This window comes from Vibrio rubrogenes (genome assembly GCF_059641415.1).
The window spans coordinates 1-9,065 of sequence record NZ_JCARSY010000062.1 but is presented as its reverse complement, the minus strand read 5'-3'; the positions used below and the strand labels follow the sequence as shown (position 1 = coordinate 9,065).

Sequence of the window (9,065 nt, the reverse complement as noted above, 5' to 3'; positions counted from 1 at the left end):
TATCCAGATCATTTTTGCTTATTTTGAATAAAATTAATCGTTCAGTTTCTAACATCTTCTCTTCCGTCTGTGACATTTTAATAGTACGAATGCCCGTTCAATTGCTTCTCCGATTGATTTCATTGCCATCTCCGGCTGCGCCCCAGTTCCTTTCGATAGATGTCAAAAGGAGTTTGTTATGTTGCTTACTCTGGAATTGGCAAGTCATGCGCTTTAAGAAAACTAAGTTTATCCCAGTAACCCCGCTGCAACTGAATTAAGCCATTTTGAATTTTGAAAAAGCCACAACCTCTCAAACCTAAAGGATCTTTCCATTCTAAAATAGCCCAATGACCGTCTTCAAATATGTTCTCCACGATACAAACCATGTTTGCATTTGCGAACTCGTTCATAAACATTTTTTTAATTGCTTCTTTGCCCTCAACAGGCTCATTTGCAACTTGGTGATTGACGGCATCAGTGGAGTAGAACGAAGAAAGTTTCTCCGCATTGCCTTCATTGAAGGCTTCCACCCACTTTTTAACTATTTCTTTTGGGCTCATACGTCCTCTCTAACATCTAAAGCAACATAACGCTCCAATCAATTACGCAAACCACTTTAATTGAAGCTTGTTATAAATTTTAAACAGCAACCTCGATGTTCATATGCGTCAATTGCACTAGCTTGTTAGTTGCTTATGGGAAGTTGCGAATCAACTCATATGTAATACTACTATTATTTGCTTTTATTACTTTAATCAGAGCACCTTTATAACCAATGACATCTGATGATGATAAATCATACTCAACGTCATTATTAAATGCTGGTCTAGCAGTATTATTACTAAATTCACGATACCCAATGTTTATTTTATTACCGACACGACCACTATAGATAAGAGTTTGTTGAAAGCTATTACCTCTTTCTGACATTTGTTTCTTACGTTCGTAATCCCCTTCATAACAAGAGCTACCACCGAATACCGTAATTACACAAAGCTTTGAATTCTCTTTCTTTTTCAATGCAAGTGCTTGAACAGGATCTGATAGTGCTCCTTGCACTACACCAACACCAGAGTAAAAATCTTGTTTATTATCAAATCCAATTTGACGGTATTTATTAGCGGGAATATCGTATAGAGCACCATCAATAGTTTTATGTACGACTAAAACACTTTCTTCAACGAGCGTCCCCTTTTGAACAAGGTAGTCACCAACATAGGCTGTAATAGCTTTACCTACTTCGGGATAGTCTATTTGTTTAATGGCAGTATCGGCACCATTGTAATGAACGGATGTACATCCAGTCATGAGTATTACAAATATAGATACTAATAATTTATTCATTTTATATCCTTCGATAAGTAGGACTTTTGACAGCTAACTTCGCAAACAGTGGCGCTTTCACCAATGCCAAAACATATTTAAAACTTAAAAACACAAGTGACCAAGCGTTAAGCGTCCATTGATTTGCTTTGTTAGGCGCATCCTTGACTCCTTTTTTATGCCAATCAATACCAAGATCTTTATTAGGAACAATTATTCTTCTAGGTTGCTTTTGATCATTTTGAGTTTTTTGGTTCATTTTATTAGCCCCTCAGATTCTCATGAAAATGCTAACACTGAACTCAGTTGAAAATAGCTGACATTATATTTTTGAATCAAGATCCGTAACAGTTATTTTTTCAATTGGAGAGATTTGTTAATAATATCCTTTCAATGCTCTTCCAAATATAAAATTTTTAGCCTGTTCTATTGATCGCTGATTAACATATCTCGTTTGCTTAGGAGAAAGCTCTACAGGTGGATTCCCAGCTAATAAACATAAATTAGGAGTAATTGGCAAATATAACTCTGAAGTTGGAGAATTAGAAACTATCAATTCTTGCTCACTTTTTACCAAATTCCAAAATAAACCAGTATAAGTACGACAAAACAAGCTTACATAACCAAATAGCCGTATACCTAAAATATTTCGCATTGGTAAAAATCCGGTCTCATCTATATAGTTAGTCTGCAACTTATCAAAATAGTCCTTTTCCTTTTTTTCTATAACTGCTGAACTCAAGGCTGATTGTTCTGGCAAAAAAACTTGTTCTTCATCTAACTCTGATCGATATTTCCACAATGCATAAAACTGAGTAATAATTAATTGATTTCTTTCGCAAATACTATACTTATTTTCTTGGATTATTTTGTCGACTAATTCTTGATACTTGTCTTCAATCTCTTTACCAAAACTCTTTTCAGATTTCTGATCCCACAATCGATTAACGCAAAAAATCTGATTATTAGATTTTACTGGAAAAACTGATTTGGAACCGTTCCGCATCACCATTACATTCCCACTAACATCACAAAATCGGGAAATTGAACGTACTGGTAATAAATGTTGCTTTTTAACAATATCGGTGATCATATTTACTCCACATGCTTAACGTCCAATAAACCGATGGAACGGAGTACCGTTCGAGTGCTGCTGATTGTTAGGTCTTATGCCCTGCTTTCTTCATCTTTTCTTTAAGTTTTTCGCCAATCTCTTCTGCAGTTGAAACCACATCAGGACTTTCAGCAAAAATCTCCGCCAATACCGCTATATAGGCCTCTCCCAGTGCAATTGTGACCGCAGTAGTTGAGGTTGGCTTTCTGTGATGCTGCTAAAGCCGTTTGCTTTCCCTCTGGAATCAACTCTGAAGTAATTTCTATCAAGCTTTCTAGCCCCATTGGTTTAATGGCATGACTATCATCCTCTCATATAACTATTACTCTTAAAACATTGTGGGATTCCGGCAGTAAACTCTGAGCCTCATTCCTGAAGCCATTATCGTCTCTTGCTTTGGCAATAAGTGCAATTATGTGCATATATGACCAGCATATTATGAAAATCAACTTCAGCTTCTTCTGATTCCTCGCCCATCTTCTTGTATGCAAAACCATGCAACATAAATATGTCGGTTCGAATCCAGCTCTTTTATAAATATCTCAAGTTCAACCTAGATCTCTTTGAACTGAGATATTCCCAAGATCCTGATATAAAAGATTGTTAGCGGAACACTTTGCTAAGGAGCTCCGAAACACAATATAGGTTATCCCACGTAGGTCTCTTTTAGCGGCCGGAGTGTACTGAATAAATAGTTATAAGTATTTATTGAGGTAAAACTATACAACTTTCTTTGACTCGTTGTTTATAAAAATCGCCTGAAATTCTTTCGGCAGCAAAAACTGCCCCTACAAATGTCAACATATATCCAGCTAGGCAAGCAAACACAATAATCGGAAAATTCCATGTGTAATCTTTTGTTTCAGTAAGAAAATAAAATGATATAAGAACAACAAGAGCAAATAACCAATAAAAAAGGCTATATAAAAATTTATTAATTTTTATATACTTACACGCATTATATTTACCATTACAGTATTCCACTGAATTCTTACATTTTTTCAAATCATTTATAAATTCAGTTGGCTTAGTTAAGTTACAACAGTACTGAATTTCTTCACAACTCAATGAAAAGCCAAAATAATTAGAAAATCCTTGCTCAATAATAATTGGACTTTTCTTAGTTAGATCTGAATCAAATACTTTTAAAAATAATTCATATTTTTTAAATTTATTAGAAGAAGATGAGGCCATTGCCTTATTAAATCGTTCATACATCAAAAAGACTAAAAAGAGAGAGATTAAAATAAATACTGCCCATACAGCTTTATCACCTAAAACTTTTTGTAGCGACTCTAACCATTTGATAAAAATATTTTCCATAAAATACCGTGTATTATTTAATATTTATTAATCATTTATTAATCAGTGTAGCGTAATTCGTATCTTTAGTTAGCACCAATGAGAAGGCTTTAATAATTGGCACAACTATTGCCTAGATAGTTATCGCGTTTGTGATTCAGTTAATTCTAGAAAGCTCGGACGAATAAACATAGTCAGCAGAAAGCGCGTTAGAGCGAATCTGCAATAGCTTATTGTCTCTTTTATTGGTACTTTCTTGCAAGACATACTCATCAGATCCAAAACAACTCTATAAGAATATAACTTGCTACCATCCGATAAAATGCTTCCCGTAATGGCATGAAAACACGTATAAAAATATCAATGAAACACCATTATCAAGCAGAAATTACAGCACTATGCAGTCTAAATCTGCGCACAACTGATTTACCCACGCTACCGCCATTCGAACTCATTACGGATAAGCGCCATTGGTTCGTGAATAAGCATCTAAACACCGTACATAGGATTTAATAAGTTACAGAGAATATCCAGAAAAAATTGACACAAACATGACATTCTTTGATGTAGGTAGGGTTTGCAGGAAACTGCAACGTTTAAACAGTCAGTAAAAGTGAGATGGGTGAGAAATGGTGGCTCTGTGGTAATGTTGCACTGTGGGTTTGGGACGCAATTACTTCTTCAATATCATTGCCATCTCCGACCGCGCCCCAGTTCCTTTTGATGGATGCAAAAGGAACCAAAAGCATCTTTTTAGGTTCGGTGCGCGTAATCAGGGTCGCTTTTATTCGCTCCTGCTCACGAAAAGCTTAAAATTCATCCGTGAATTTTCCCCTGAGTTCATCGATCAATTTAGCTTTATTGATTCAGAGTTTCACCCAACTCAAAACAGCCACCAAACGAAGAAAACCATTCAAGGAAGAATGGTTAGGCTTTTCCGGGCAGGACGCCCGTAAAAGCTGGTTCTGGACAACGCACGACCAAGGCCAAACAAAAAAGATCTTCTGGTTACTCTTGCATCTCTGCAAGAGTAACTGGCGCACAGAACACCGATGTCACTGAAATCAAATAACGGAATTGTGCGTCAAATTTGTGAGCCGGAGGCTAAGAAGATAAAAACGATAGGCTGCTGGTTTTGGAACGCTCAGGTTTCATCAATTTCAGGTGTGTGATCACCTACGCCCCAGACATTAAACACGTCTGCTTTTACTTCAAAGATTTGTTATACCGTTATTTGCAGTTAATCCAATACCTAGCCAAAGGATTTGGAAAAACCTTACCTACAATAATTTTTTCAAACTCACCACCATTGGCTTCAATAACACTTCGTGATGCAAAATTATCCTCGTCAGCGGTCAGTAAAGCTCGTTCAATGCCGAGATCGGCTGCTTTCGACAATACCAACTTGAGCATTAACTTACCGTTACCCTTTCCCCGATGTGAAGGAGCAATATCATAGCCAATATGTCCGCCCTCTAAAGCGAGAAAGTCATTGTCGATATTGTGACGAACCCGAATTGCACCGAGAATAGACTGGTCATCATCTATTAACCAAAAGTGGCTACATGGCACATAGCCTTCACGCAAATTTAAACCCGCTGATTCATCACTTAAACGCTGAACATACTTTGTAAAATCAATTTTACCTTCAAGGTAGTAATCAGCACCTTCGACATCGTTTTGAGCGAAATCATTATAGAAACGTTCAAAAGCAGACTTAAACTCATGCGACGGTATAACTAACTCCATGTAATTTTCTCCAATAATGTATAACGCTCAGGTCAGATGACCTGAGTACGTCGATCAACAATGTTTCACGCTATTCAAATTAACCACCAAACAAAAAAGATTTTCTGATTACGCTTGCATCTTGGCAAGAGTAACTGGCGCACAGAACACCGATGCCTCTGAAATCACTGACGCTGATTGTGCGTCAAATCTGGGAGCCGAAGACTGAAAGAATAAAAGTACTGCCCTCAATCCCCGATTCTCCCCCGACAAATCTGTTCGGTTAACACCTGCAAACGCTGCACTTCTGTCTCCAGATAATTCAACTCTTCTTCGGTAATTTCATAATGCTCCGAATAGCGCGCATCAATATAGGCTCTTTGCAGACGCCGGAAGCTGCGGCGGTGGAATTTGTTGTCCATCGGGAAAATCTCAGCAAAGGCCAGATCGATTTGTGAACAGAATTTCCCCAACTTTTCGATATTGTGGGATTTGGGTAAGTAATTGGTGCAGGTCAGCAACGTGCAGGCGAAAAACCGTTCCGTCGCTTGATGCAAGAGAAAAGCCGCTTGTTTTAACTTGCCGCGATTTTTATCAAATCGATAAGTCACCAGAAAATCAGAAGCACTTTCAAACCACTGCTCATAATGCTTACGGGCTATCTCTCGCAACTCTTCCTCAGTCAAATCTCCCGGCATCGCCAACGGCTTCGGCGTTGCGGCAAACAGTTCGATACCCTCTTCACGGATATCCTTAAAAAAATAGTGACCCTGTTGCAATCGCTCATTCACTTCCTGCAAATCATGCACAATCAACCCGAGCGGTGCGGATTTTACTCTCCGGTCAATTTGCTCTTCGGCCCGCTGCCAAACCACGTCTTCCTCGACCAAAGCAGCTTTATTCACAATCACCAGAATATCGTAATCGCTGATATAACCATTGACCGGATCTTTGACCCAGTTACCTTTCGCATGGCTACCGAACAGAATGATTTTCAGAATACGAAATTCACTCTTACTCGCCGTTTTGCCCTGAAGGTAGTCTTCCAGCGTATCACGCAGAATCGTTGAAATCGTAGCAAGCTCACGCTGTTTGTATTCCGGCAGATGGTCGAGGGATGTTTTCATAATCGCAGCATTGGGTGGTTGTGGATGAATAGCGCTAGCATAAAAGAAGCATTCAACAAAAAACACCGTTTATCATCGTTTTAGCACGGCTCAAAGGTAAAATGCGACGCGGTTCTTTTTTATTTTTTGCCTTTATGATTGTCTCCGCACCCGGCTTCGAGTCATGACACAATGCCCTTCTCTGAATTCTGAGACATGGGGGCTGACACAGAATGTTGAACAGTCTCTGCAATTGTGGGTCAATTTATGATACCGATGCATATTGATAACAGGATTATATTTAGTAATGACGAACCAACTCAATCATCTTAGGATCCATATCATCAAGTAGACTTACCAACTCTCGGACTGATTTGCCTTTTTCTGTTTTAGCATCAGGGTCAGCACCGAAATCAAGCAATAGTTTCATAACTTCATACTGATAAGGTTTGTTATCAAATACCATATTCAAAGGTGTTGCATCATCACTTGCTCGATGTTCAATTAACTCATCCGCCCCGTTTTCCAGCAGTAACCGCATCCCTTCAATATTTTGTTGTCGTACAGCATAAATCAGTGGTGTATAGCCATAACTATCAATTGCGTTGACATCCAAGCCTTGGTCAATCAGATACTGAATTGATTCGAGTGGTGTTCTTTCCTCTAGTTTTGTAGAGGGAGACATAAATACGTGATGTAGGTATGTCCAGTGCTCTGATTCCGTGACTTCATGAATATCAGCACCTTTATCAATAAGCGCTTTGACTTCATTAATATCACCATCCAGTACAGCATCGTATAATTCGTATTCGTAACTCATTATGTCTTCCTGTTTTTCAAAAATTTTCTCATATCTCTGAGAATTTTTCTTAAATCATCACTGCCCGGCTTCTCATTCACATGACTAAGATTGGTCTTAGCATCCTCAATAAGAAAATAGTCAGGATGTGAATTCACAAAATCATTCAATTCTTCCTGAGTCATTCCCATCTGGTCAGCGGCTCTGAGTAGCCGCCTGTTTTCCAGACCATATTTATGTCCATAATGCCAGTCAGTGATCACTCGACCACTCTTATCAACAAACTGACCATTGAGTTTTCTTGCATTGGCTTCAATCTGTCTTTTGGTGTCAGCCCGAAGGGATGTGCGATTCAGTTCTGGCTTGGGATACTGACTCGCACCAAACTGACCATTCGGCTTGCGGATTTGGTGACTATACACCACATACAGCGGTGGTAACCCAGTCTCTGCCGGAAAGGTCAGAATATAGTCTTGCAGCTCCGCATCAGCAATCGGCGTGATGTAGGTGTTATCAAATTCTTGGCCTTGCTCCGCTTCCGGATGGATCCAGATATCGAACTTTTCCATCTCCGGGATGGGATTGACAAGGATCGGTTTACCGCCAAAATCACCACTAATCGGCACCCATTCAATGGTGATATCCGGCTCTAACTCAACAGCAAACCGCTCACCAACCTGTTTTACTTCACGCTTAGGGATATTCGTCCCATTGACGTGATAACCGTAAATCCGACCTTTCGTATTGAAACCCAAGCGAATATTGGTTTCAACCGTGTCTTTATTACTCATATCAGCAGCGCTGTAGAGCGTACTGTCAGCTAATTTGTTCGGCACAAATGCAGCCAGAATGCCAGCTCGCCCGACGATTTTCATCGCCATTCCCGGCAGTTCTGCTAGCGCTGCGCCGCCAATACGCGTCAAAAAAGCTTCTCCAGATGCTGCACTTACCCCCCCCTGCCCGACGGCCAGTGTATAAGCCGCATAATCCCCCAGCGAAGAAAGTGGCTCTCTTTGTGTACCGATATCACACGTACCGCTCGGCACCAGCGTAGATTTGGCAAAACGAGAGGGTTTGACGGGCGGTTTGTTAAATACGTTCTGCCATGCGGATGAAGGCAGTTGAATTTTATCCAGCTCCCGTAACCGCTCCTGACGCTGCCTGATCAATCGCTCTTGTAAACTCAACTTCACAGGTTTGCGTTCGACATAAGGCTCGGTATACACAGAGGCATTCACACTGCCTGAATAAGTTGAACCAATGCCATGATTGACCCATTCAACTCTGCCGGTATAAGCCTTGTTAGCCAGCAAATCGAGATGAGGCTCAACCTCGGGATTGACTCGCCAGTATGAATTGCCCCATTCATCCCGATCTCGAATCAGCAAAGGTACTGATGGCACATCCGTCAGCAATACCTGATGGCCGCTGCGAAGCTGTTCGAGAAAATCCGCAAAGCGTATTCCAGCAGGGATAACGGATTTCATCTCTGACTCACGTAAGGAGGCAAAACCCCCTTCAACTTGAGCAAATTCATAACTCATCAGATTATAGATTTGAGTGGTTTGATAGTTCATTGACGTTGTTGGCTAAGCCGTGATTGTTTTATCGATGGATGCTTATTGATAAAGTTATTTTCATATGAATCCACAATTATACTCAAATGGATTTATAAAACATGTTTAAATTTGGAGTTTTGATGGGGAGTGAT

9 protein-coding genes are annotated in these 9,065 nt (G+C 39.7%); all 9 read right to left on the bottom strand.

The genetic code is table 11. The annotated features are described in order from the left end of the window. Nucleotides 1-185: 185 nt before the first annotated feature. The 9 genes from AC55NX_RS20075 to AC55NX_RS20035 all read right to left on the bottom strand — a co-directional run bounded on the left by AC55NX_RS20075 (nt 186) and on the right by AC55NX_RS20035 (nt 8,931). On the bottom strand, nt 186-542 hold the full coding sequence (locus AC55NX_RS20075; protein ID WP_038178296.1) for a nuclear transport factor 2 family protein: 357 nt from the start codon (nt 540-542) through the stop codon (nt 186-188). Nucleotides 543-675: 133 nt separating this feature from the next. Then, entirely contained in the window at nt 676-1,326 is a 651-nt protein-coding gene (locus AC55NX_RS20070; protein ID WP_496997340.1) for a hypothetical protein, read from the bottom strand. Nucleotide 1,327: 1 nt separating this feature from the next. Further along, nucleotides 1,328-1,564, bottom strand: coding sequence for a hypothetical protein (locus AC55NX_RS20065; protein WP_496997339.1), 237 nt, complete (start codon nt 1,562-1,564; stop codon nt 1,328-1,330). A gap of 117 nt (nt 1,565-1,681) precedes the next feature. Then, nucleotides 1,682-2,398: a DUF4238 domain-containing protein gene (locus AC55NX_RS20060; RefSeq protein ID WP_496997338.1), complete on the bottom strand. Its 717-nt coding sequence runs from the start codon at nt 2,396-2,398 to the stop codon at nt 1,682-1,684. Between the two features lie 726 nt (nt 2,399-3,124). Continuing rightward, nucleotides 3,125-3,742 (bottom strand): hypothetical protein, encoded by a 618-nt coding sequence (locus AC55NX_RS20055; RefSeq protein ID WP_496997337.1) that lies wholly within the window; start codon nt 3,740-3,742, stop codon nt 3,125-3,127. A 1,209-nt stretch (nt 3,743-4,951) separates the two neighbouring features. Beyond that, nucleotides 4,952-5,470: a GNAT family N-acetyltransferase gene (locus AC55NX_RS20050; RefSeq protein WP_476485771.1), complete on the bottom strand. Its 519-nt coding sequence runs from the start codon at nt 5,468-5,470 to the stop codon at nt 4,952-4,954. A gap of 227 nt (nt 5,471-5,697) precedes the next feature. After that, nucleotides 5,698-6,576, bottom strand: a complete 879-nt coding sequence (locus tag AC55NX_RS20045; protein WP_496997336.1) for a HEPN domain-containing protein — start codon at nt 6,574-6,576, stop codon at nt 5,698-5,700. A gap of 280 nt (nt 6,577-6,856) precedes the next feature. Further along, nucleotides 6,857-7,375, bottom strand: a complete 519-nt coding sequence (locus tag AC55NX_RS20040; RefSeq protein WP_059120591.1) for an ankyrin repeat domain-containing protein — start codon at nt 7,373-7,375, stop codon at nt 6,857-6,859. After that, complete coding sequence (locus AC55NX_RS20035) at nt 7,375-8,931, bottom strand: S-type pyocin domain-containing protein (protein WP_496997335.1); 1,557 nt, start codon at nt 8,929-8,931, stop codon at nt 7,375-7,377. The genes AC55NX_RS20040 and AC55NX_RS20035 overlap by 1 nt, the downstream gene beginning before the upstream one ends. Nucleotides 8,932-9,065: the final 134 nt, after the last annotated feature.

Bases quoted from the DNA above. Each gene is read 5' to 3' on its own strand.
- AC55NX_RS20075 (WP_038178296.1), bottom strand. From the start codon at position 542: ATGAGCCCAAAAGAAATAGTTAAAAAGTGGGTGGAAGCCTTCAATGAA.
- AC55NX_RS20070 (WP_496997340.1), bottom strand. From the start codon at position 1,326: ATGAATAAATTATTAGTATCTATATTTGTAATACTCATGACTGGATGT.
- AC55NX_RS20065 (WP_496997339.1), bottom strand. From the start codon at position 1,564: ATGAACCAAAAAACTCAAAATGATCAAAAGCAACCTAGAAGAATAATT.
- AC55NX_RS20060 (WP_496997338.1), bottom strand. From the start codon at position 2,398: ATGATCACCGATATTGTTAAAAAGCAACATTTATTACCAGTACGTTCA.
- AC55NX_RS20055 (WP_496997337.1), bottom strand. From the start codon at position 3,742: ATGGAAAATATTTTTATCAAATGGTTAGAGTCGCTACAAAAAGTTTTA.
- AC55NX_RS20050 (WP_476485771.1), bottom strand. From the start codon at position 5,470: ATGGAGTTAGTTATACCGTCGCATGAGTTTAAGTCTGCTTTTGAACGT.
- AC55NX_RS20045 (WP_496997336.1), bottom strand. From the start codon at position 6,576: ATGAAAACATCCCTCGACCATCTGCCGGAATACAAACAGCGTGAGCTT.
- AC55NX_RS20040 (WP_059120591.1), bottom strand. From the start codon at position 7,375: ATGAGTTACGAATACGAATTATACGATGCTGTACTGGATGGTGATATT.
- AC55NX_RS20035 (WP_496997335.1), bottom strand. From the start codon at position 8,931: ATGAACTATCAAACCACTCAAATCTATAATCTGATGAGTTATGAATTT.